The 22,722-nt window shown below is 55.0% G+C and carries 26 protein-coding genes; 7 read left to right on the plus strand and 19 right to left on the minus strand.

From position 1 onward, the window contains the following. Positions 1–10: 10 nt before the first annotated feature. The 3 genes from L3069_RS15440 to yfbV form a co-directional block, all read right to left on the minus strand. Positions 11–670: a sugar phosphatase gene (locus L3069_RS15440; RefSeq protein ID WP_022648834.1), complete on the minus strand. Its 660-nt coding sequence runs from the start codon at positions 668–670 to the stop codon at positions 11–13. Positions 671–681: 11 nt separating this feature from the next. Next, a complete protein-coding gene (locus tag L3069_RS15445; RefSeq protein WP_008502874.1) occupies positions 682–1,176 on the minus strand; it encodes a YfbU family protein in 495 nt (164 codons plus the stop codon). A gap of 93 nt (positions 1,177–1,269) precedes the next feature. Continuing rightward, positions 1,270–1,725, minus strand: a complete 456-nt coding sequence (gene yfbV / locus L3069_RS15450) for a terminus macrodomain insulation protein YfbV (RefSeq protein WP_003861459.1) — start codon at positions 1,723–1,725, stop codon at positions 1,270–1,272. Positions 1,726–2,060: 335 nt separating this feature from the next. On the opposite strand from yfbV, the gene ackA reads away from it, so the two are divergent. Together ackA and pta are read left to right on the plus strand one after the other, a co-directional pair. After that, positions 2,061–3,263 carry an acetate kinase gene (gene ackA, locus L3069_RS15455; protein ID WP_022648835.1) on the plus strand — a complete coding sequence of 401 codons (1,203 nt, stop codon included), beginning with the start codon at positions 2,061–2,063 and terminating at the stop codon, positions 3,261–3,263. A gap of 75 nt (positions 3,264–3,338) precedes the next feature. Continuing rightward, a complete protein-coding gene (pta, locus tag L3069_RS15460; RefSeq protein ID WP_022648836.1) occupies positions 3,339–5,480 on the plus strand; it encodes a phosphate acetyltransferase in 2,142 nt (713 codons plus the stop codon). Positions 5,481–5,590: 110 nt separating this feature from the next. Here the strand turns inward: pta and L3069_RS15465 are convergent, their stop codons facing one another. The 5 genes from L3069_RS15465 to L3069_RS15485 form a co-directional block, all read right to left on the minus strand. Then, complete coding sequence (locus L3069_RS15465) at positions 5,591–6,544, minus strand: transketolase family protein (RefSeq protein WP_038416451.1); 954 nt, start codon at positions 6,542–6,544, stop codon at positions 5,591–5,593. Next, positions 6,537–7,367 (minus strand): transketolase, encoded by an 831-nt coding sequence (locus L3069_RS15470; protein ID WP_038416452.1) that lies wholly within the window; start codon positions 7,365–7,367, stop codon positions 6,537–6,539. Before L3069_RS15470 ends, L3069_RS15465 begins: the two co-directional genes overlap by 8 nt. Next, positions 7,364–8,755 carry a PTS ascorbate transporter subunit IIC gene (locus L3069_RS15475; protein ID WP_017383437.1) on the minus strand — a complete coding sequence of 464 codons (1,392 nt, stop codon included), beginning with the start codon at positions 8,753–8,755 and terminating at the stop codon, positions 7,364–7,366. Before L3069_RS15475 ends, L3069_RS15470 begins: the two co-directional genes overlap by 4 nt. A gap of 21 nt (positions 8,756–8,776) precedes the next feature. Next, positions 8,777–9,049 (minus strand): PTS sugar transporter subunit IIB, encoded by a 273-nt coding sequence (locus L3069_RS15480; RefSeq protein WP_003861447.1) that lies wholly within the window; start codon positions 9,047–9,049, stop codon positions 8,777–8,779. A gap of 79 nt (positions 9,050–9,128) precedes the next feature. After that, positions 9,129–9,572 (minus strand): PTS sugar transporter subunit IIA, encoded by a 444-nt coding sequence (locus L3069_RS15485; RefSeq protein ID WP_022648839.1) that lies wholly within the window; start codon positions 9,570–9,572, stop codon positions 9,129–9,131. Between the two features lie 236 nt (positions 9,573–9,808). Here L3069_RS15485 and L3069_RS15490 point away from each other — a divergent pair, with 236 nt between their 5' ends. After that, entirely contained in the window at positions 9,809–10,828 is a 1,020-nt protein-coding gene (locus L3069_RS15490; protein WP_023300631.1) for a LacI family DNA-binding transcriptional regulator, read from the plus strand. Positions 10,829–10,831: 3 nt separating this feature from the next. Here the strand turns inward: L3069_RS15490 and yfcD are convergent, their stop codons facing one another. From yfcD to yfcF, 3 genes are read right to left on the minus strand one after another with little or no spacing between them, the layout of a single operon-like run. Next, positions 10,832–11,398, minus strand: a complete 567-nt coding sequence (gene yfcD / locus L3069_RS15495) for an NUDIX hydrolase YfcD (RefSeq protein ID WP_023300632.1) — start codon at positions 11,396–11,398, stop codon at positions 10,832–10,834. A gap of 55 nt (positions 11,399–11,453) precedes the next feature. Then, positions 11,454–12,005 carry a phosphodiesterase gene (gene yfcE, locus L3069_RS15500; protein WP_023300633.1) on the minus strand — a complete coding sequence of 184 codons (552 nt, stop codon included), beginning with the start codon at positions 12,003–12,005 and terminating at the stop codon, positions 11,454–11,456. 56 nt (positions 12,006–12,061) lie between these two features. Next, the gene (gene yfcF, locus L3069_RS15505; protein WP_038416453.1) at positions 12,062–12,706 is read right to left on the minus strand and encodes a glutathione transferase; all 645 of its coding nucleotides are present in this window, start codon (positions 12,704–12,706) and stop codon (positions 12,062–12,064) included. Between the two features lie 140 nt (positions 12,707–12,846). Between yfcF and yfcG the strand changes: the two genes are divergently transcribed. From yfcG to L3069_RS15525, 4 genes are all read left to right on the plus strand, one after another. Continuing rightward, positions 12,847–13,476: a GSH-dependent disulfide bond oxidoreductase gene (yfcG, locus tag L3069_RS15510; RefSeq protein ID WP_038416454.1), complete on the plus strand. Its 630-nt coding sequence runs from the start codon at positions 12,847–12,849 to the stop codon at positions 13,474–13,476. A 75-nt stretch (positions 13,477–13,551) separates the two neighbouring features. Continuing rightward, on the plus strand, positions 13,552–13,920 hold the full coding sequence (folX, locus tag L3069_RS15515; RefSeq protein WP_038416456.1) for a dihydroneopterin triphosphate 2'-epimerase: 369 nt from the start codon (positions 13,552–13,554) through the stop codon (positions 13,918–13,920). 13 nt (positions 13,921–13,933) lie between these two features. Continuing rightward, positions 13,934–14,827, plus strand: a complete 894-nt coding sequence (locus tag L3069_RS15520) for a TIGR01777 family oxidoreductase (protein WP_023300635.1) — start codon at positions 13,934–13,936, stop codon at positions 14,825–14,827. Between the two features lie 44 nt (positions 14,828–14,871). Then, a complete protein-coding gene (locus L3069_RS15525) occupies positions 14,872–15,381 on the plus strand; it encodes a GNAT family N-acetyltransferase (RefSeq protein ID WP_038416458.1) in 510 nt (169 codons plus the stop codon). A 119-nt stretch (positions 15,382–15,500) separates the two neighbouring features. Here L3069_RS15525 and hisP read toward each other — a convergent pair whose 3' ends face one another. The 8 genes from hisP to cvpA all read right to left on the minus strand — a co-directional run bounded on the left by hisP (position 15,501) and on the right by cvpA (position 22,547). Further along, complete coding sequence (hisP, locus tag L3069_RS15530; RefSeq protein WP_003861426.1) at positions 15,501–16,274, minus strand: histidine ABC transporter ATP-binding protein HisP; 774 nt, start codon at positions 16,272–16,274, stop codon at positions 15,501–15,503. Between the two features lie 9 nt (positions 16,275–16,283). Then, positions 16,284–16,997 carry an ABC transporter permease gene (locus L3069_RS15535; RefSeq protein WP_003861424.1) on the minus strand — a complete coding sequence of 238 codons (714 nt, stop codon included), beginning with the start codon at positions 16,995–16,997 and terminating at the stop codon, positions 16,284–16,286. Further along, positions 16,994–17,680: a histidine ABC transporter permease HisQ gene (locus tag L3069_RS15540; protein ID WP_006811404.1), complete on the minus strand. Its 687-nt coding sequence runs from the start codon at positions 17,678–17,680 to the stop codon at positions 16,994–16,996. Before L3069_RS15540 ends, L3069_RS15535 begins: the two co-directional genes overlap by 4 nt. Before the next feature lie 88 nt (positions 17,681–17,768). Beyond that, on the minus strand, positions 17,769–18,551 hold the full coding sequence (gene hisJ, locus L3069_RS15545; RefSeq protein ID WP_003861421.1) for a histidine ABC transporter substrate-binding protein HisJ: 783 nt from the start codon (positions 18,549–18,551) through the stop codon (positions 17,769–17,771). Between the two features lie 224 nt (positions 18,552–18,775). Further along, a complete protein-coding gene (argT, locus tag L3069_RS15550; RefSeq protein WP_015572255.1) occupies positions 18,776–19,558 on the minus strand; it encodes a lysine/arginine/ornithine ABC transporter substrate-binding protein ArgT in 783 nt (260 codons plus the stop codon). Positions 19,559–19,848: 290 nt separating this feature from the next. Further along, positions 19,849–20,418, minus strand: coding sequence for a UbiX family flavin prenyltransferase (locus tag L3069_RS15555; RefSeq protein WP_015572254.1), 570 nt, complete (start codon positions 20,416–20,418; stop codon positions 19,849–19,851). 89 nt (positions 20,419–20,507) lie between these two features. Beyond that, positions 20,508–22,025: an amidophosphoribosyltransferase gene (purF, locus tag L3069_RS15560; protein WP_008502595.1), complete on the minus strand. Its 1,518-nt coding sequence runs from the start codon at positions 22,023–22,025 to the stop codon at positions 20,508–20,510. A 33-nt stretch (positions 22,026–22,058) separates the two neighbouring features. Continuing rightward, positions 22,059–22,547, minus strand: coding sequence for a colicin V production protein (cvpA, locus tag L3069_RS15565; protein WP_000262116.1), 489 nt, complete (start codon positions 22,545–22,547; stop codon positions 22,059–22,061). Positions 22,548–22,722: the final 175 nt, after the last annotated feature.

Below are 22,722 nucleotides of genomic sequence, written 5' to 3' on the forward strand. Positions count from 1 at the left end.
TATCATGGGATTACATTTTTAGCGAGACGGTTACAACGCCGTCTGATGCCTTCGAGACGTCGATGGCGGTCAGAGTATTAAGCACAAAATCCGCCTCCTCCAGCCGGGGGGACCCCGCCGGGACGTTAACGGCAATGACGTGGCTTCCGGCGTTCAGCCCGGCCAGCACGCCTGCCGCCGCGTCTTCCACCACCACGCACTCCGCTGGCGCAAGGCCCAGCAGTTCAGCGCCGAGCAGAAACGCATCCGGTTCGGGCTTGCCGCGCTTTACGCGCTCAGCGGTAATGAAGACGTCCGGCGTCGGTAAACCGGCCGCCTTATGGCGGGCATGCGCGACAGGAACCGAGCCGGAGGTGACGATAGCCCACGGGATCTGCGCTTCATTCAGATGCTCAAGCAATTCGCGCGCACCGGGCAGCGCGGTGATGCCCTCAGTGTCGGTAGCTTCAATCTGCTCCAGATATTTGAACTCCGCCTGAATCTCTTCCTCAGGACGTCCCGCCAGGAAGTGCCGCAATGAGGTAATGGCCTGTTTGCCATGGATGAAATTCAGTACATCCTGATGGTCAATGCCGTGCCTGTCGGCCCAATGACACCAGGAACGCTCCACTACCGGCAGCGAATCCACCAGCGTACCGTCCAGATCAAACAGAAAACCTTTACACTGCACACGCACCTCCGTCAGGCATTAATGATTTGTTGAATTTCGTTGCTGCTTAAATGGTACTGACGCGGACAGGCGTGCCACGCGCTCAGCATACGTTGATACTTATCCCACATCGGGGTCTGGGCGTTGAAGCCGTGCGTACCCGCATCAAAATGAGTGTAGCGCCCTTCGGTGTTCACCATAAAGCGCACATAGCTCAGATAGCGCGCTTCTGTCGCGGCATCAAAGCCCAGGAACGTTACGCGGCGCTCGTCAATGGACTGCTGGTCTTTCAGATTGGTCCAGGACACATGCAGCGCATGGTACATCTCCATGATGTCGATAACGATACGGCAGGTTTCCTCTTTCAGTTCGCCAAATTCGCGATCCAGTTCGCGCATCTGCAAGCCAAAACCACGTTCAACAATGGTTTGCAGGCGGCTGTAGCGCGCAGCGTTATCGGGATCAAGCATAGTCATCATCTTGTACTGGTTAGACAAAATCAGACGTTGAGCATGGGTCATTTCCATCTTTCGACTCCTGTAGCGCATTGCACTGTAAAAAAAAAGACACGGTAACTGATTGTTACTGTGCCTTCTTTTGGTCGTCGTTTCGATGATCAATCACAAGTCATCGAGGAATGTTTTATCAAGCTGTTTAAACGCGCGCTTGAGGGTGTCCGCCAGCGCCTGATAATCCGGCTTGCCTTCAACCGGGGCGAGCGCCTGGCCGGCCTCCTCCAGTTTTCCACGCACTTCATAAAACCAGTGTAAAATAGAAGGCGGAAGTGGCGTGACGGAACGTTTACCTAACCACCACAATCCCTGCATCGGCAGGCTTAACGCAAAGAGCGCCGTCGCGACGGCAGGTCCAAGCTGTCCACCCAGCGCAATTTGCCAGCAAAGAGTAAAGACAGCGATCGGGGGCATAAAGCGAATCGCATAGCGCGTGGCGCGAATAGTGCGATTTTCAATAAACATGGGCGCGAGGCGCTTTTCCATCGGCCATGTCTTTGCGTAATGCTGTCCCCGACGAAACAGACTAAAAAAGTTCACGGACGGGATTTCAGGTGTTGACATGGCTGTACCTCAACTTCACATATAAAAATTAAAATTTTCGTGCAAAACCACAACAGGCTATGACAACGTTCAAAATATTTTGTCATCGCTACCCCGTATCGGGTATCCTGTGCCAGCCTGATAGGCCGTAGACGAGAAGCGTTAACTCGTCAAATTATCGCATATTATGCCATTGTCTGAAAAATGTTCAAAATGGCTTAAAATCATAGGTATTTCTTCCATCCTGCCAGAATGTTCGTTTGGCATGATGTTAATCATAAATGTCTGAGTCAGCATGCGTTACGCTTTAGACTCATTGACGTTTTTTTAGCCACGTATCAATTATAGGTACTTCCATGTCGAGTAAGTTAGTACTGGTTCTGAACTGCGGTAGCTCTTCACTGAAATTCGCCATCATCGATGCGCTCAACGGTGATGAGTACCTCTCTGGTTTGGCCGAATGTTTCCATCTGCCTGAAGCACGTATCAAGTGGAAGATGGACGGCAGCAAACAAGAAGCGGCTTTAGGTGCAGGCGCCGCTCACAGTGAAGCGCTGAACTTTATCGTTAACACTATTCTGGCACAAAAACCAGAACTGTCTGCTCAGCTGACTGCGATTGGTCACCGTATCGTCCACGGCGGCGAAAAATACACCAGCTCCGTGGTAATCGACGACTCTGTGATTCAGGGCATCAAAGACTCTGCGTCTTTCGCACCGCTGCATAACCCGGCTCACCTGATCGGTATCGCTGAAGCACTGAAATCCTTCCCGAATCTGAAAGATAAAAACGTGGCCGTGTTTGACACCGCGTTCCATCAGACCATGCCGGAAGAGTCTTACCTCTATGCCCTGCCATACAGCCTGTACAAAGAGCACGGCGTACGTCGCTACGGCGCACACGGCACCAGCCACTTCTATGTGACTCAGGAAGCCGCAAAAGTACTGAACAAGCCGGTTGAAGAAGTCAACATCATCACCTGCCACCTGGGCAACGGTGGTTCTGTTTCTGCAATCCGCAACGGTAAGTGTGTTGATACCTCTATGGGTCTGACCCCGCTGGAAGGTCTGGTGATGGGTACCCGTTCCGGTGATATCGACCCGGCGATCATCTTCCACCTGCACGACACCCTGGGCATGAGCGTTGACGACATCAACAAAATGCTGACCAAAGAGTCTGGCCTGCTGGGTCTGACCGAAGTCACCAGCGACTGCCGTTACGTTGAAGACAACTACGCAGAAAAAGCTGACGCTAAACGTGCAATGGACGTTTACTGCCACCGTCTGGCGAAGTACATCGGTTCTTACACCGCGCTGATGGACGGTCGTCTGGACGCGGTTATCTTCACCGGCGGCATCGGTGAGAACGCGGCAATGGTACGTGAGCTGTCCCTGGGCAAACTGGGCGTTCTGGGCTTCGAAGTCGATCACGAGCGTAACCTGGCTGCCCGCTTCGGCAAGTCTGGCTTCATCAACAAAGAAGGCACCCGCCCGGCTATCGTTATCCCAACTAACGAAGAGCTGGTCATCGCGCAAGACGCGTGCCGCCTGACTGCCTGATTCCACACCGCCAGCAATGCTGGCGGTGCTGTTTTGTAGCCCGCCCAACGCGGCGGTAACGAAAGAGGATAAACCGTGTCCCGTACTATTATGCTGATCCCTACCGGAACCAGCGTCGGCCTGACCAGCGTCAGCCTCGGCGTGATCCGCGCTATGGAACGCAAAGGCGTTCGTCTGAGCGTCTTTAAGCCTATCGCCCAGCCACGTGCCGGTGGCGATGCGCCAGACCAGACCACCTCCATCGTTCGTAAGAACTCCAATCTGCCAGCGGCTGAACCGCTGAAGATGAGCCACGTTGAATCTCTGCTCTCCAGCAACCAGAAAGACGTGCTGATGGAAGAGATCATCGCCAACTACCACGCAAACGCGCAGGACGCTGAAGTGGTGCTGGTTGAAGGCCTGGTCCCGACCCGTAAACACCAGTTTGCCCAGTCTCTGAACTTTGAAATCGCGAAAACCCTGAACGCAGAGATTGTTTTCGTGATGTCTCAGGGCACTGACACCCCAGAGCAGCTGAAAGAGCGTATCGAACTGACGCGCAGCAGCTTCGGCGGTGCGAAAAACACCAGCATCACCGGCGTGATTGTTAACAAGCTGAACGCGCCAGTAGATGAGCAGGGCCGTACGCGTCCTGACCTGTCCGAAATCTTCGACGACTCTTCCAAAGCGAAAGTCATCAAAGTTGACCCGGCTAAGCTGCAGGATTCCAGCCCACTGCCGGTGCTGGGTGCGGTGCCATGGAGCTTCGATCTGATTGCCACCCGTGCAATCGATATGGCGCGTCACCTGAATGCCACCATCGTTAACGAAGGCGATATCAACACCCGCCGCGTGAAGTCCGTGACCTTCTGCGCGCGCAGCATTCCGCACATGCTGGAACACTTCCGCGCAGGTTCCCTGCTGGTGACCTCTGCTGACCGTCCAGACGTGCTGGTTGCAGCGTGCCTGGCTGCGATGAACGGCGTGGAAATCGGTGCGATCCTGCTGACCGGTGCCTACGAGATGGACCCGCGCGTCAGCAAGCTGTGCGAACGTGCGTTCGCCACTGGCCTGCCAGTATTCATGGTGAACACCAACACCTGGCAGACCTCCCTGAGCCTGCAAAGCTTCAACCTCGAAGTGCCGGTTGATGACCACGAGCGTATCGAGAAAGTTCAGGAATACGTTGCGGGCTACATCAACGCAGACTGGATCGAATCCCTGACGGCGACGTCCGAGCGCAGCCGTCGTCTGTCTCCTCCAGCCTTCCGTTACCAGCTGACCGAGCTGGCGCGTAAAGCGGGCAAACGCGTGGTTCTGCCAGAAGGTGACGAACCACGTACCGTTAAAGCGGCGGCCATCTGTGCAGAGCGCGGTATCGCGACCTGTGTGCTGCTGGGTAACCCGGATGAGATCAACCGCGTTGCGGCGTCTCAGGGCGTTGAGCTGGGCGCTGGCATTGAGATCGTTGACCCGGAAGTGGTTCGCGAAAGCTACGTTGCCCGCCTGGTTGAGCTGCGTAAGAACAAGGGCATGACCGAAGCCGTTGCGCGCGAGCAGCTGGAAGACAACGTCGTGCTGGGTACGCTGATGCTGGAGCAGGACGAAGTTGACGGCCTGGTTTCCGGTGCGGTTCACACCACCGCGAACACCATCCGCCCACCGTTGCAGCTGATCAAAACCGCACCGGGCAGCTCTCTGGTCTCCTCCGTGTTCTTCATGCTGCTGCCTGAACAGGTTTACGTTTATGGCGACTGCGCGATCAACCCGGACCCAACCGCAGAGCAGCTGGCAGAAATCGCTATCCAGTCTGCGGACTCCGCGACTGCCTTCGGTATCGAACCGCGCGTCGCGATGCTCTCCTACTCCACCGGTACTTCTGGTGCAGGCAGCGACGTAGAGAAAGTCCGTGAAGCAACCCGCATTGCGCAGGAAAAACGTCCGGATCTGATGATCGACGGCCCGCTCCAGTACGATGCCGCGGTAATGGCTGACGTTGCGAAATCTAAAGCGCCTAACTCGCCGGTTGCAGGTCGCGCTACCGTGTTCATCTTCCCGGATCTGAACACCGGTAACACCACCTATAAAGCGGTACAGCGTTCAGCAGACCTGATCTCCATCGGGCCAATGCTGCAAGGTATGCGCAAGCCTGTGAACGACCTGTCTCGTGGTGCGCTGGTTGACGATATCGTCTACACCATCGCGCTGACGGCGATTCAGTCTTCGCAGCAGCAGTAAGCTAAAAAGCCCGGTGGCGCTAGCGCTTACCGGGCCCAGGGTTTTGTAGGCCGGATAAGCGAAGCGCCATCCGGCAAAAAAAGGCGACCATTCAACGGTCGCCTTTTTTATTACAGCAACTCTCGTGCCGCCGACACAATGTCATGTGCCGTCAGGCCATACTCCTTCTGCAGGAAGTCCTGCGTGCCTACCTGACCGTAACGCTCCTTCACCCCAACCCGCCGCATCGGCACCGGACAGGTTTCCACCAGCACTTCCGCCACCGCCGACCCCAGCCCGTTGTGAATGCTGTGGTTTTCGCAGGTCACAATACGCCTGGTTTTCTCGGCATAATTTTTCACCAGCATCCGATCTATAGGCTTCAGGGTAAACATGTCGATGACCGCTGCGCTTACCCCCTCCTGCTCCAGCTGGCGCGCCGCCTCCAGCGCTTCCGCCACCATAATGCCGTTAGCAATCAGGGTAATATCGGTTCCCTCGCGCAGCACGTTGCCCTTGCCGATGGTGAAGGTTGACCCCGGGGCATAGACGCTCGGCGCCTGTTTACGGATGGTCCGCACCCAGTAGAAGCCTTCCAGGTCGATAAGCTGACGCAGCACATCTTCGAACATCACCGCATCGGTCACCTCCAGCACCACTGAATGCGCCAGACCGCGCACGATGCCCATATCCTCAAACGACATATGCGTCCCGCCGTTGTGGCAGGCCGTCACGCCCGCATCCGAGGCAATCACCTTCACGTTATTGCGCTGGTAGTCCAGGGACATAAACAGCTGGTCGAAGCAGCGACGGCTGGCAAAGGCGGTAAAGGTATGGACGAACGGCTTACGTCCGGTGAGCGACAGCCCGGCGGCCGTCCCAATCACGTTGGCCTCCATAATGCCGCAGTTGATGACGTGCTGTGGATAATCACGCGCTACGCCGTCCATCGCCATCGAACTCATCAGATCCGCTTCGAGCGCAATAATCTCGCTCCCGGCCTCAATCTGTTTTGCCACAAAACCCGCATAGACCTTACGCATCTCAACGGCATCTTTCTGTCCTGTCGGTGCAACCTTAATCATGTGAAGCCTCCAGTTGGCGAATCGTCTCGTTGAGCGCCGCTTTGCTTTCCTCAGTTAATCGCAGGTGATGCGAGTTGCTGAGCTGTTCCAGGTAAGGCACCCCCTGCCCTTTGATGCTGTCGAGGATCACCACCCGCGGACGCGCATCGGTCGCAGGGATCGGCGCGGTCACCTCCAGCAGCGCCGGAATGTCGTCCCCTTTCACCGTCACCACGTCAAAACCAAAGGCGCGGAATTTGCCTTCCAGATCGAAGGCGCTGATGATTTCGTCCAGCTCGCCGTCGAGCTGCTGTTTGTTCCAGTCCACGAACACCGTCAGATTGTTCAGTCGATGGTGAGCAATAAACTGGAAGGCTTCCCAGCACTGCCCTTCGTTCAGCTCCCCGTCGCCAACGATGCAAAACACCCGGTTTGGCCTTCCTGCCAGCTTGTGCGACAGCGCCATGCCGCCTGCAATGGAGATCCCCTGCCCCAGCGATCCGGTGGTGGCATCCACGCCGCGTGTTTTCAGGCGATCCGGGTGGCTTGGCAGACGCGTTCCGTTCTGGTTTAGCGTGCTCAGCTCTTCAATCGGGAAGTAGCCCTTAATCGCCAGCGTGCTGTACAGCGCCGGGCCCGCATGGCCCTTCGACAGCACAAAGTAATCGCGCTCTGGCCAGTCCGGATCGGCCGGGTCAATTTTCATTACCGCGCCGTACAGAACGGCCAGTGTTTCAACGACTGACATGCTGCCGCCGTAGTGACCAAAACCCAGCTGCGTCAGGGATTTCAGCGTCTCAAGGCGGATCTGACGCGCCAGTTCGGTTATTTCATTCTCATTCATGATTTGGCTCCGGGGTTTTCCTGCGCGTTACCGCTGGCAGGTTTGTTTTTAGCGAAGACGTTGTAGGCCACCAGCAGCGCAAACAACACAACAACCAGTCCGGTGATGGCAAGCGGCGACAGGAAGCGCGCCAGGTTGCCGAGCACAATCCCGACGGCGCCAAAGTCGGCGTCCGAGAAGGTCGTATTCGCAAAGCCAATCGCGCCCAGAACAGGCAGCAGCAGGACCGGCAGGAAGGTGATCAGCAGGCCGTTAGCAAAGGCGCCAATCATCGCCCCGCGACGTCCGCCGGTGGCGTTCCCAAACACGCCCGCCGTTGCACCGGTGAAGAAATGCGGCACGACGCCCGGCAGGATCAGCACCCAGCTAAACTGACCGCAGATGAACAAGCCCACAATCCCGCCGAGGAAGCTGAACAGGAAGCCAATCAGCACCGCGTTTGGCGCATACGGGTAGACAACCGGGCAGTCCAGCGCAGGTCGCGCATTGGGCACCAGTTTTTCCGAGAAGCCGGTAAAGGCCGGGACAATTTCCGCCAGAATCAGGCGCACACCCTGCAAGATGATAAACACGCCTGCCGCGAAGGTGATGGCCATAATGATGGCGTACACCAGGTAGTTCTGGCCGCCGCTGAAGGTGGCCTCCACGTACTCACGCCCGGCGCTCACCGCCATAATCAGGTAGATAATCATCATGGTCAGTGAGATGGAGATCGAACTGTCGCGCAGGAAGCTGAGGTTCTTCGGCAGGTTCATCTCTTCGGTGGAGCGCGAGCCTTTACCGACCTTGCTGCCAATCCAGCCGGACAGCACGTAGCCCAGCGTGCCGAAATGACCGAAGGCGATCTCATCGTTGCCGGTAATACGCTTCATATAGCGCTGCGCAATCGCCGGGAAGAAGGCCATAATCAGGCCGAGGATCAACGAACCGGTGAAGACCAGCCCTACCCCTTCGAAGCCTGCGACCGTCAGGATCACGCCAATCATGCACGCCATGTAGAAGGTGTGATGCCCGGTCAGGAAGATGTACTTCAGGCGGGTAAAGCGCGCGACAATAATATTCGCCACCATCCCGAAAGCCATAATGAGCGCGGTGGAGGCACCATATTTTTCCAGGGCAATCGACACAATAGCTTCATTGTTGGGAATAATGCCCTGAATATTAAAGGCGTGCTCAAACATACCACCGAGCGGATTTAAAGAGCCCACCAGCACGGTTGCGCCGCCGCCCAGTACAATAAAGCCGAGAATGGTTTTAATTGTGCCTTTTACCACATCTGAAAAGGCTTTTTTCTGCGCCACCAGACCAATCAGGGCAATTAACCCGACCAGGACTGAAGGGACTTTTAAAATATCAACAACGAAATTCAGCGTTTCAAGGATAAACATATCCACCTCGCCTTTTCAGGATTATTGTCTTTCGAACCAGGCGCGCAGCTGCGCTTCGAGTTCGTTGATATCGATAATATTGTTGATCACCACCAGCTGGCTTTCCGGCACGCTGGCGCTGGCGGCAATGTCTTTCGCCATTACAAACAGGTCCGCCGCGCCCGGCGTGGCCGAGGAGAGATCGGAGTGTTCAACCTCTGCCTCAATTTCCAGTTTTTTGAGCACCTTTTTAATATTCATTTCGACCATAAAACTGCTGCCCAGGCCGGAGCCGCAAATAGCCATAATTTTCATTGTTATCCCCTTTTTTGAGTAGAGTACGCCCCATCACGCTGACGCGTAATGTTGAGATGAATCGGATTAAATAATTAAATCAGAAGCGATTGATGACGGTTTTTATCTCCTCCAGCGTATTCGCCCGATGTAATTCAGCCATATCTTCGTCGCTGGAAAATAATTCTGCTAAGGCAGAGATCATTTCGATATGGCTATGTTTGTCCGGCGCCGCCAGCATCACAATCACATCGACGGGGTCAAACTCACCAGCACCAAATGAGACGCCCTGTTTCAGTTTTAATAATGACAGGCCAAGTCCTTTCGCCCCTTCTTCCGGTCGCGCATGTGGCATTGCCAGCCCAGGAGCCAGCACATAGTAGGGACCTAACCTGTGATGCTGCTCAATGATAGCCGTGACATATTCCGGCGCAATGACCTGCAAATCCAGCAGCGGTTTCGCGCACAGTTCCAGCGCCTGGGGCCAGCTTTCAACGCTATCCTGTAGGATGATGGTTGTATCATATATCCACTTTTTGAGCATTTTTCACTCCCGCTAAAGACCAGACATGGGCAAACTCTATTCAACCCATCAATTAATGACTGCGATCGCGATCACAAAGATAGCGCTACCAACGACCAACATGCAGAACTGTGATAGCGCTATCAAATTGCTATCCTGGTGCGAAATCACAGCAAAAAAAGGGATTTAAGGCGTATACTGCCTGTCACGTAAAATGAAGGATGAAACTAAATCGCGTCCTGTCAGCAGGAAGATGTATGTCTTTAACCCGAAAACGGCGCAGTACCGGAAAAGTAACGCTCGCGGATGTCGCGCAGCTTGCCGGCGTAGGCACGATGACTGTTTCCCGTGCCCTCCGCACGCCCGAACAGGTTTCCGATAAACTGCGTGAAAAAATTGAAGCCGCGGTGCAGGAGCTGGGTTACATGCCCAATCTTGCCGCCAGCGCACTGGCATCGGCATCGTCATGGACGATTGCGATGGTAGTACCCAATCTTTCCGAAGCTGGCTGTTCCGAGATGTTCGCCGGGCTACAGCAGGTGCTCCAGCCAGCCGGATATCAGATTATGCTGGCGGAATCTCAGCATCGTCTTGAACAGGAAGAGAAACTGCTTGAAACGCTGCTGGCCTCGAACATCGCCGCGGCGATACTGCTCAGCGTCGAGCACTCCGATACCGTGCGACACTGGCTAAAAAACGCCTCTATCCCGGTGATGGAAATGGGTGCAATGCGTGCCGATCCTATTGATATGAATATCGGGATTGATAACGTCGCCGCCATGTATGAACTTACCGAAATGGTGATTCAGCGCGGCTACCAGAATATCGGCCTGCTGTGCGCTAACCAGGAGCAGTGGATTTTTCAGCAGCATTTGCAGGGCTGGTACAAGGCGATGCTGCGCCACCACCTGTCGCCAAACAGAGTGATTAATGCCGCCATGCCGCCGAGCTTTTCCACCGGTGCGGCACAATTGCCGGAGTTTCTGCTGGCGTGGCCGGAGCTGGATGCGCTGGTGTGCGTATCAGATGAACTGGCCTGCGGCGCGCTATATGAGTGCCAGCGTCGGCGCATCAAGGTGCCCGACGATCTGGCGGTCGTAGGTTTTGGCGACAGCGACGTAAGCCGCGTCTGTCAGCCGCCGCTGACGACGATGGCAGTACCGCACCGCAAGATTGGGATTGAAGCCGGGAAAGCGTTACTGGAACGTCTAAATGACGGAGACTGGCGCGACCATAAACCCATCGCGTCCAGCCTGTGTCTGCGGGAAAGCTGTTAAGGCTTACTCAGCCTCTTCCTCTTTTTCCGGCTTATTTTCCGGTTTAGCGGATTCGTTTTTGGCGTTGCGGGTCATCCACAGCGCCAGTGCTTTAAGGGAATCCGGCGTGAATTCGTCGCAACGCGCGGTGATCTCTTCCGGCGTCATCCAGCACACTTCGCTCACTTCCTCTTCCTGCAAGGCGAAAGGTCCGTGGGAAACGCAGCTAAACAGCCCGCCCCAGACGCGACAATGCTCATCTTCGAAATAAAACTGTCCGTGCTCGGCAAACGGCACGCCAGCGATACCTAACTCTTCTTCCGCTTCACGACGCGCGGAATCCAGCAATACTTCATCGGCCTGCACGACGCCACCCGCTGTGGCATCCAGCATACCAGGAAGAAAATCTTTGGTGTCAGTGCGACGCTGGACCAGAATCTTGCCCATGCCGTCATGAACAACGATGTAAGTCGCGCGGTGACGCAGACGCTCCGCACGCATTTGTTCGCGGCTGGCCTGCGCGATCACTTCATTCTCTTCGCTGACAATGTCAACCCACTCAGTACTTGCCAAATGATTCTGCTCCACCATCGGGAAACCTTCTCGTCTAAGCGCTCTTTCGGCGCGTTTGCAGTTGTGGTGTAACTTACGGATTAATCGCTATCTGCGCAATAACTTGCTGATCATTAAGTGCGATAACGCTTAATGTCCCGTCTTCATACATGCCGTAGCTTGCCGGGTTACCGCCTTTAGGAATGCTGACAGACCCGGGGTTAAAGTGGTAAAACGCCCCGCGTTTTTCCGCCACCGGAATATGAGTATGACCATAAACCAGGACATCGCCAGCGGCGAGTGACGGCAGGTTATCCGGGCCGAACAGGTGCCCGTGGGTCAGGAACAAACGGCTGTTTTCCATCAACACCTGTTGCCAGGGAGCGGTGATGGGAAATTGCAGCAGCATCTGGTCAACTTCGCTGTCGCAGTTGCCGCGAACGGCGATAATGCGCGAGGCAAAATGATTAAGTTTTTCCGCCACCTGCGCGGGAGCATAGCCTTCCGGCAACGCATTGCGTGGGCCGTGGTTTAACACATCGCCCAGGATCACCAGCCATTGCGCCCCGCTTTGGGCAAACAGAGATAACACGCGTTCGGTCGCGGGCAGCGATCCATGAATATCCGACGCAAACATCAGTTTCATCAGTTACTCCTCGGGAATTCAGACTGCCCCTATCATACCTCAAGCGCCCCGTCTTATCAGCCCGCGCGCTTAGCAGAGAGTGCCAGATAGCGCTGTACCGACGCGCGTTGCCACTGGAAGGTGGCGTAATCCACCAGCAGCTGTGGGACGTCATCGCCGTTGAGGATCAGGCGATTGAGCATCAGCGCCAGATCGGTGTCGGCAATACACCACTCGCCAAACAGGTTTGGGTTACCCTGTGACAGCAGCGATGACGCGGTATCAATCAGCTTCCGGGCGCTGGATAAGCCTTCCTCGCTGAGGGCGGGCTTTTTGACGCCAGCGAACACCACGTCCGTGGAGCGTTCTGTGCGAATCGGCACCAGGTCGCTACGCAGCCACGCCTGGATCTGGCGGGCGCGGGCGCGCTTTTGCAGATCGTGAGGATAGATGCGTTCCCACTCTGGTGGGGCAAAGCGGTCTTCAAGGTACTCGTCAATCGCTGAGGATTCACTCAACTCAAAACCGTCAATCTCCAGCACAGGGACACGGCGGGTGAGCGCGTAGCCCTGCCACTGAGGTTGCAGATGTTCGCCGCTGTCCAGGTCAACGGTTTTCAGACTAAAAGTTAGCCCCTTTTCTGCCAGCGCCACATAAACGCTCATGACATAAGGAGAAAAAAAGTTCGCATCGGACCACAACGTTATTACAGGCTGGCTCATAACATCCTCATCGGCTGATCGGTTTTCACTCAACATATAATCTCTTTGCCTCGCTGTCACTTGATGAAAACTCACGATTTACAACAAGCACCTATACTGATTTTTCATGGCAACACTATTCGCACTGACAGGAGTTGAGAATGATAGATCTCTATTATGCCCCCACCCCTAATGGCCATAAGATCACCCTCTTTCTTGAAGAAGCCGAACTGGACTACCGGATCATTCGCGTGGATATCAGCAAAGGCGATCAGTTCCGCCCCGTTTTTCTGGCCATCTCGCCCAACAATAAAATTCCGGCCATCATTGATAACCTGCCTTCTGACGGGGGCAAACCGTTAAGCCTGTTTGAGTCCGGAGAGATTTTGCTTTATTTGGCAGAGAAAACCGGCAAGCTCCTGAGCGGGGAGTTGCGCGAGCGTCATCACACACTGCAATGGTTATTCTGGCAGTCGAGCGGCCTGGGGCCGATGCTGGGGCAGAATCATCACTTTACCGCCTATGCGCCGCAGACGATCCCTTACGCCATTGAGCGATATCAGGTCGAAACCCAGCGCCTGTACGGGGTCCTGAACCGTCGGCTGGAAAAATCACCGTGGCTGGGAGGTGAGCATTACAGCATCGCAGATATCGCCTGCTGGCCGTGGATCAACACCCATGAACGCCACCGGATCGACCTGGCCACTTATCCGGCGGTGAACAACTGGTTTGAGCGCATCCGGACCCGCCCGGCAACCGAACGCGCCATGCAAAAAATCCATCAGACTTGAGCCTGTGCCCCGTTGGGTGCAGGTGTTCTCCTCATGTATGATGAGGTAAAAATACTGACACGGAGAAGACCTGCAATGTCCCAGCTTGACGCTATTATTCGTATAAAAAACCTTCGCTTACGTACATTCATTGGTATCAAAGAGGAGGAGATCGCGAATCGCCAGGATATCGTGGTGAATGTCGTGATCCATTACCCGGCAGACAAGGCGCGCGCCAGCGAAGACATCAATGACGCGCTGAACTATCGCACGATCACCAAAAGCATCATCCAGTACGTTGAGAACAACCGTTTTGCGCTACTGGAAAAATTAACTCAGGATGTGCTCGACATCGCACGCGAACACCACTGGGTCACTTATGCTGAAGTGGAGATCGATAAACTTCACGCCCTGCGCTACGCCGACTCCGTCTCCATGACGTTAAGCTGGCAGCGCCAGGCGTAAACCTGGAGGTTGTATGAAGATCCTGCTCACCGGCGGTACGGGGCTGATTGGTCGCCATCTCATTCCACGTTTGCAGGCGTTGCATCACGACATTACCGTGGTCACGCGCAGCCCGGAGAAAGCGCGCCAGGTGCTGGGCACCGGCGTTGAGATCTGGAAAGGCCTGGCGGAACGGCAGGATCTGAACGGCTTTGACGCCGTCATCAACCTCGCAGGCGAGCCTATCGCTGATAAACGCTGGACCGAAGAGCAAAAACAGCGTTTATGCAGCAGCCGCTGGAACATGACCGAAAGGCTGGTTGAGCTGATTCGTAACAGCGAGATGCCGCCCTCGGTGCTGATTTCCGGCTCTGCAACAGGCTACTATGGCGATCTTGGTGAAGTGGTGGTGACCGAAGAAGAGCCGCCGCACAACGAGTTTACCCATAAACTCTGCGCCCAGTGGGAGCGTATCGCCTGCGGGGCGCAGAGCGATAACACCCGCGTCTGCCTGCTGCGCACCGGCGTGGTGCTTGCTCCGAAAGGCGGTATTCTCGGTAAAATGTTGCCGCCGTTTAAAATGGGGCTTGGCGGGCCCATCGGCAACGGTCGTCAGTATCTGGCGTGGATCCATATCGACGATATGGTCAACGGTATTCTCTGGCTGCTGGATAACGACCTGCGCGGGCCGTTTAACATGGTATCTCCCTACCCCGTACGTAATGAACAGTTTGCTCACGCCCTGGGTCATGCCCTGCATCGCCCGGCGGTACTGCGCGTGCCTGCGACGGCGATTCGGCTGTTGATGGGCGAATCTTCGGTGCTGGTGCTGGGCGGCCAGCGCGCGCTGCCAAAACGGCTGGAAGCGGCCGGATTTACGTTCCGCTGGTATGACCTGGAAGAGGCGCTGGGGGATGTGGTGCAGTGAATATGTTAGAGTTATACGCCATCTCTGGATGATATGGCGTAACTATGGCAACCATCACCACAACCCGGCTTCACCTCACCCCTTTCGAACCTTCTGACTGGGCGTTCTTTCGCTCTCTGCGCGAAGACCCCAACATCATGCGCTATATGGCCGCTATCATGCCTGAAAAAGAGACGCGCCGCGTATTTGCCGCGCGCCTGATGGCGGAGCATGTCTTTGTGATCCGTCTGCATAACGACGTTACGCCGCTCGGGGATATCGGCCTGCAAATCAGTGCGGCGAACCGTGAAGAGGCGGATATTGGCTACACGGTTGTGCCTGACGCGCAGGGAAAAGGCATTGCCAGCGAGGCGCTGCGGGCGGTGTGTGAGTATGCATTTAACCAGACGGGCGTGAAGGCGATAAACGCGTACGTGCTGGCGGATAACGTTGGGTCGGTGCGGGTTCTTGAGAAAGCAGGTTTTGTGCGCACGCAGGTACTGGAGAAGGCGTACGAGATTAACGGCGTACGGTATGACGACTGGGTGTATCGGCTGGAGTGTGGTGCGGTATGATGCCCTCACCCCGGCCCTCTCCCACGGGGAGAGGGGGAACACCCGGTCGATTGGGCTGCACTGCTGTCTGATGCCCTCACCCCGGCCCTCTCCCACAGGGAGAGGGAGAAAGGCCAAACCTACTTCAACGAGCCTTTCAGGAACTGCTGCAAACGCGGGCTTTGCGGGTTCGCCAGCACTTCGTCCGGATGCCCCTGCTCCTCAATCTTGCCCTGATGCAGGAAGATAACGTGGTTAGAAACGTTACGGGCGAAGCCCATCTCGTGCGTCACCACCACCATCGTTTTGCCCTCTTCCGCCAGCTTCTGCATGATGCGCAGCACTTCGCCAACGAGTTCCGGATCCAGCGCGGAAGTCGGTTCGTCAAACAGCAATACTTCCGGCTCCATCGCCAGCGCGCGGGCGATGGAAACACGCTGCTGCTGTCCCCCTGACAGGTGCACCGGATATTTGATCTGCTGCCGCTCGTCGATCCCCACTTTCGCCAGGTATTTCACCGCACGCTCGCGGGCTTCCTGCTTGCTTAAGCCGAGCACCTGAACCGGCGCTTCCATCACGTTCTCCAGCACCGTCATGTGGCTCCAGAGATTGAAGTGCTGGAATACCATTGTCAGACGCGTACGCAGCAGGCGCAGCTGATTTTTATCCGCCACTTTAAGCTGACCGTCTTTATCACGGACCATGTTGATGTTCTGTCCGCTCACCACAATCGATCCTTCGCTCGGCTTTTCGAGGAAGTTGATGCAGCGCAGGAAGGTACTTTTACCCGAACCTGATGAGCCGATAATACTGATCACGTCGCCCGCGTTAGCCTCCAGCGACACCCCTTTCAGCACTTCATGTTCGCCGTAGCGCTTGTGCAAATCAATTACGTTTAATTTGTTCTCAGCCATCATAAATTCTCAGTGCGTCGACGGTTTTATATGCTGCAACCAGCGTTTTTCAGCCTTACGGAACAGGCTGATCAGGACGTAAGAAATGATCAAATAGAGCACTGCCGCAATGCCAAACGCCGTAAACGGCTGGTAGGTGGCAGAGTTAATATCGCGGGCAATCTTTAACAGATCAGGTACCGTGGCGGTAAACGCCAGTGCCGTCGAATGCAGCATTAAAATCACTTCGTTGCTGTAGGCCGGCAGCGCAATACGCAGCGCCGAAGGCAGAATAATACAGCGGTAGAGCTTCACGGACGAGAAGCCGTACGCGCGCGCCGCCTCGATCTCACCGTGCGGCACAGAACGGATGGCCCCGGCGAAGATCTCGGTGGTATAGGCGCAAGTATTGAGGGTCAGCGCCAGCACCGTACAGTTCAGACCGCTGCGGAAGAACGCGTTCAGCATCTCGGTGCCTTTCACGATCTCCAGCGTGTACATTCCGGAATAGAACACCAGCAGCTGCACGTACAGCGGAGTACCGCGAAACACGTAGGTGAACAGCCAGATCGGAAACTGGATAAATTTATTGTTCGACACGCGACCAATGGCGAGAAACACCGCCAGAATGCCGCCCATGACCACCGAGGAGATCAGCAGCCACAGCGTGATCGCCACGCCAGTAAAGCGGTAGCCATCCGTCCACAGCAGGGATTTCCAGTACTCCTGAATAATCTCAATCACAGGTCAGCCCTCTTCACACCCACGGAGTAGCGACGTTCGAGCAGAAGCAGCACACCATTGGAGACGGTCGTAAAGACCAGATAGATTACGCCGCAGACTACCGCAAAATAGAACGGTTCCCAGGTGCTTTTACCCGCCAGCTGCGTGGCCTTCACCACATCTTCCAGACCCAGCAGGGAGACCAGCGCCGTTGCCTTGAGAATAACCTGCCAGTTGTTACCGATGCCCGGCAGCGCGTAGCGCATCATGGCCGGGAACATGATCCGGCGAAACGTTTGTGAGGAGGTAAAACCGTAGGCGGTCGCCGCTTCAATGTGCCCTTTCGGCACGGCCATGTAAGCGCCGCGAAAGGTCTCAGTAAAATAAGCACCGTAGATAAAACCAAGGGTAATAATACCGGCCACCATCGGGTCGATATCGATCTGATCCATGCCGATGGCATCCGTGACGCCGTTAAGTGCGATTTGCAGGCCATAAAAGATCAGCAGCATCAGCACCAGGTCAGGCACGCCGCGAATCAGCGTGGTATAGCCTTCAAATATCAGCGCCAGCGGTCTGTTGGCGGATAACTTTGCCCCCGCGCCCGCCAGGCCTATCAGCACCGCCAGCACCACGGAGCTGATAGCCAGCTCAAGGGTGACAAGCGCGCCCTGTAAAATAACGCCAGAAAATCCGTACAGCATACCGCGTGCCCTGTCGTCTCGTGAGTGGTAGAACCGTGTCTTTTCCCCTCCCGCAACGGGAGGGGCCGCACGTTATCAGACGGGGCGATTAGCCGCCGTAAACATTAAAATCGAAGTACTTTTTCGCCAGCTTGTCGTAAGTGCCGTCCGCGCGCATCTCGGCGAACGCTTTGTTCAGGGCTTCACGCAGTTCGTTGTCTTCTTTCCGCAGGCCCATACCGGTGCCAACGCCAAAGAGTTTTTCGTCCTTAATGGACGGACCGCCAAACTTGTAATCTTTACCCACAGGCTGTTTCAGGAAGCCTTCGCTTGCCGCCACTTCATCCTGGAATGCCGCGTCAATACGGCCTGCCGTCAGGTCTGCGTAGATGTTTTCCTGACCCTGGTAAGAGACAATTTCAATCCCCTTTGGCGCCCAGTGCTCGTTACCGTAGGTTTCCTGCGTCGTACCCTGCAACACGCCCACGCGTTTGCCCTTCAGAGATTCAAGGGTTGGCTGAATGTCAGAGGATTTCGCCACCACCAGACGTGAGTCAGCCGCGTAGAGTTTGTCCGTGAAGGCAATCTCCTGCTGACGTTTTTCGGTGATAGACAGGGAGGACATGATCACGTCAATTTTTTTCGCTTTCAGGGACGGGATTAGCGCGTCCAGCGGGTTTTCAACGTAGGTACATTGCGCTTTAATGCGTTTGCACAGCTCGTTAGCCAGATCGATGTCAAAACCGACCAGTTCCCCCTTCGCATTTTTCGATTCGAAAGGTGCGTAGGTTGGGTCAGTCCCAATACGAATTTTCTGCGGAATGGCTGCGAATGCTGCGGTGGCGCTGGAAAAGGCCAGTACCAGAGAAAGTGACAACACCAGTTTTTTCATATCTGTCCTCAACAAACTGTCTAAATACGAGATTTTACGACTATGGGGTGCCGTTAATGTGCCATTAATCCCCTCACTCAGGCAAAGATTAATGCCTCTGAACGGGAATTTTTGCATTTAAAATGCTTAACTATGCACACGGCGGTCCAATATGGTGCATTGCTTGCACCATACTGGAACACTTCCCCTAAAGATGCACCACATCAGTGCATCTCATTTAGGTATTAATCACCGTAGACGTTGAAATCAAAGTATTTCTTCGCCAGTTTGTCGTAGGTACCGTCTTTACGCAGCTCATTAAACGCTTTGTCGAAGGCGGCTTTCAACTCGGTATCATCCTTACGCAGACCAATACCGGTGCCGTCGCCAAAGTATTTTTTGTCTTTCACCGACGGGCCGGCAAAGGCGTACTCTTTACCCGCAGGCTGTTTCAGGAAGCCTTCGCTCGCGGCGACTTCATCCTGAAACGCGGCATCCAGACGGCCTGCCGCCAGGTCAGAGTAGATCAGATCCTGGTTCTGGTAAGCGACCACATCGACGCCTTTCTCGCGCCAGTTAGCATTGGCGTAACCTTCCTGGGTCGAGCCCTGAAGCACGCCAACATGTTTGCCTTTCAGCGAGTCGATGGTCGGCTGGATTGGCGAGCCTTTCGCGGCAATCAAACGTGAGTCGGCAGCGTAGAGCTTCTCTGAGAAGGCGATCTCCTGCTGACGTTTTTCCGTGATGGAGAGAGAAGAGATAATGGCATCAATTTTCTTGGCTTTCAGCGACGGGATCAGCGCGTCAAAGTCACTGCCCACCCATGTGCATTTCACTTCCATGCGTTTGCACATCTCATTTCCCAGATCGATATCAAACCCCACGAAATCGCCTTTCGCATCCTTGGAGGAGAATGGCGCGTAGGTTGCGTCTGTACCGATACGAACTGTCTGTGGTAGCGCTGCATAGCTACTTGCTGCTGCACTCAAGCCCACGAGCAAAGACAGAGCCAGAACCGTCTTCTTCATACATTTACCCTCAAGAACCGTGATTTTATTATGGTTTATGTTGTGTGTTGTGTTGCAGGCTGCTCTTGCAGGTCTTATGCCACATTGTCGTCGGGTTAAAACTACGACGTTAAATATGTTAATAAAACGTTGCGATACTGCCTTAATGGTGAAAGATAGCAGGTCTGCCGAACGAACCGGAAAGAGAAAAAGGGAAAAAGCGAATTAAATGTCGAGGATATGATCGCGGTTGCAGTTTTGCCCTGAAACAGGGCAAACAGTCATTTCATGCACCTTGTTTGTGCACAGCCTCACGCCCCCTGCCAGCGGGTAAAGAGATCTTCCGGCAGATCTATATCGAACTGATCCAGCACGCGGTTAACGGTCTGGTTGATGACATCGTCCAGCGTTTGTGGACGATGATAGAACGCGGGGACCGGCGGCATTATCACAGCTCCCAGTTCGGCTGCCTGCGTCATTAAACGCAGATGTCCCAGGTGTAGCGGCGTTTCCCGCACGCAGAGCACCAGAGGACGACGCTCTTTCAGCACAACGTCCGCCGCACGCGTCACCAGCGTGTCGGTATAGCTGTTTACGATACCGGAGAGGGTTTTAATCGAACAGGGCAAAATAACCATGCCGGCCGTTTTAAACGAGCCCGAAGAGATGCTGGCGGCGATATCGCGGGCATCGTGAACAACATCAGCCAGCGCCTGAACGTCGCGCAGAGAGAGATCGGTTTCAAGAGAGAGGGTCTGACGCGCCGCCTGGCTCATCACCAGATGGGTTTCTACGCCAGCAACGTCACGCAGCACCTGTAACAGCCGGACGCCATAAATCGCGCCGCTGGCACCGCTGATCCCTACAATGAGTCGTTTCATGATTTTTGCCCTTGCTGATTTCAGGGCTGACTGTGCAGGATTTTACGGGGAGTTGCAAGTGAGGGCGAACGCCCTCACCTGCATACGCATCAACCTTCGTTGTGCATCTCTAAGCTTTCGAGATCGTTTTGCAGCTGGACGGCTTTCGCATCGTCGTTACGCAGAGAATCAAGGTAGTCGAGATACTGCTGGTCTACGTCTTTTGTCACGTAGATCCCATTGAATACCGAGCATTCGAACTGCTGAATATCCGGGTTCTCGGCGCGCACCGCATCGATCAGATCGTTCAGATCCTGGAAAATCAGGCCGTCGGCCCCGATGATCTGGCGAATCTCATCCACTTCTCGGCCATGCGCAATCAGCTCATTAGCGGTTGGCATATCAATGCCATACACGTTCGGGAAGCGAATTTCCGGCGCTGCGGAGGCGAGATATACTTTCTTCGCCCCGGCCTCACGCGCCATCTCGATGATCTGCTCAGACGTCGTGCCGCGCACAATGGAGTCGTCCACCAGCAGCACATTCTTGTCGCGGAACTCGGCACGGTTAGCGTTTAGCTTACGACGTACGGACTTACGACGCAGCTGCTGGCCCGGCATGATAAAGGTGCGGCCAACGTAGCGGTTTTTCACGAAGCCCTGACGGTACGGCTTGTCCAGAATACGGGCAATTTCCAGCGCGATATCACAGGAGGTTTCAGGGATTGGGATCACGACGTCGATGTCGAGATCGTCCCACTCGCGGGCAATCTTCTCGCCCAGCTTCGTCCCCATGTTGACGCGCGCGCTGTAAACGGAAATTTTGTCGATGAACGAGTCCGGACGCGCGAAGTAAACGTATTCGAACAGGCACGGGTTGCTCACCGGATTGTCGGCGCACTGGCGGGTAAACAGCTGGCCCTTCTCGGTGATGTAGACCGCTTCGCCTGGCGCGACATCACGCAGGAATTCGAAGCCCAGCGTGTCCAGCGCCACGCTTTCGGAGGCAACCATGTACTCGGAACGGCCATCGCCGAGGTCACGTTTGCCGAGCACCAGCGGGCGAATGCCATTTGGATCGCGGAAGGCCACCATGCCGTGACCGATAATCATCGCCACGCAAGCGTACGCGCCACGGATCTGGCGATTAGTCGCGGCAACGGCGGCAAAAATGTTGTCTGCTTCCAGCGGATAATGGCGGAAGTTATCCAGCTCGCTGGCAAAGATATTGAGCAGGATTTCAGAATCAGACGTGGTGTTAATGTGGCGACGTTTCTCTTCAAACAGCTTTTTACGCAGCTCGTGGGCATTGGTCAGATTGCCATTGTGGGCAAGCGTGATGCCATACGGGGAGTTAACGTAAAAAGGCTGAGCCTCAGAGGCGCTGGAACTGCCAGCAGTAGGATAACGAACGTGACCGATCCCCATATTACCTTGCAGACGCTGCATATGGCGGGCTTCAAACACATCGTTTACCAGGCCATTCGCCTTGCGTAAACGGAAGCAGTTGTTTGCATCAATGGTGATGATACCCGCAGCATCCTGCCCACGGTGCTGAAGCACCGTTAACGCGTCATAAATCGACTGGTTTACCGGCATGAAACCGGCGATACCGACAATACCGCACATTCGTCTTTTCCTCGTTAAGCCACATCTCAGGGTTTATGCCCTGGGCAAGAAACTCGACGAGCTTTGCAGATAGTCAAAGAACCATCTGATGATGAAGCTGAACTCCGGAATGAGCTGCGATTTTTGCCAGTCTTCACTTTTGGAGAACCCGGTAAAGGTATCCAGGAAGAACAGGATCGCGGCCACAATCAGCACGCCTCGCAACGCGCCGAAACAGATGCCGAGCACCCTGTCCGTTCCTGACAGACCGGTTTTCTCGACCAGCTGACCTATCACGTAATTGACGATAGCGCCGACAATCAGCGTCGCGATAAACAGCACCGCGATGGCGATTCCGTTTCGGACCAGTTCATCTTCAAAGCCCGTGAACCAGACAGACAGGTAAGTGTAGTAATGACTGGCAACAAAGAAAGCACAACCCCAGGTTACCAGCGATAACGCTTCACGAACAAAGCCACGGATCAGGCTAACCAGACAGGAAAAACCAATCACCGCAATGATGGCGTAATCAATCCAGACCATATGTGTCCCACGATTAAACGCCCTGTCATCCAGTTCGGGGCGAATTCTAACAGAAAAAGAAAACGTTTGCGTAGGGATTTCCTTCCCACGCGTAAATAAAAAAGGCGCTGAAAAAATGCTCAACGCCACCGCACCTTTGACGTTTCTGTGAACGTCTGCCTCCCCCTCACCCCGG

It is taken from the genome of Enterobacter cloacae complex sp. ECL411, assembly GCF_021869665.1.
Classification (GTDB): domain Bacteria; phylum Pseudomonadota; class Gammaproteobacteria; order Enterobacterales; family Enterobacteriaceae; genus Enterobacter; species Enterobacter intestinihominis.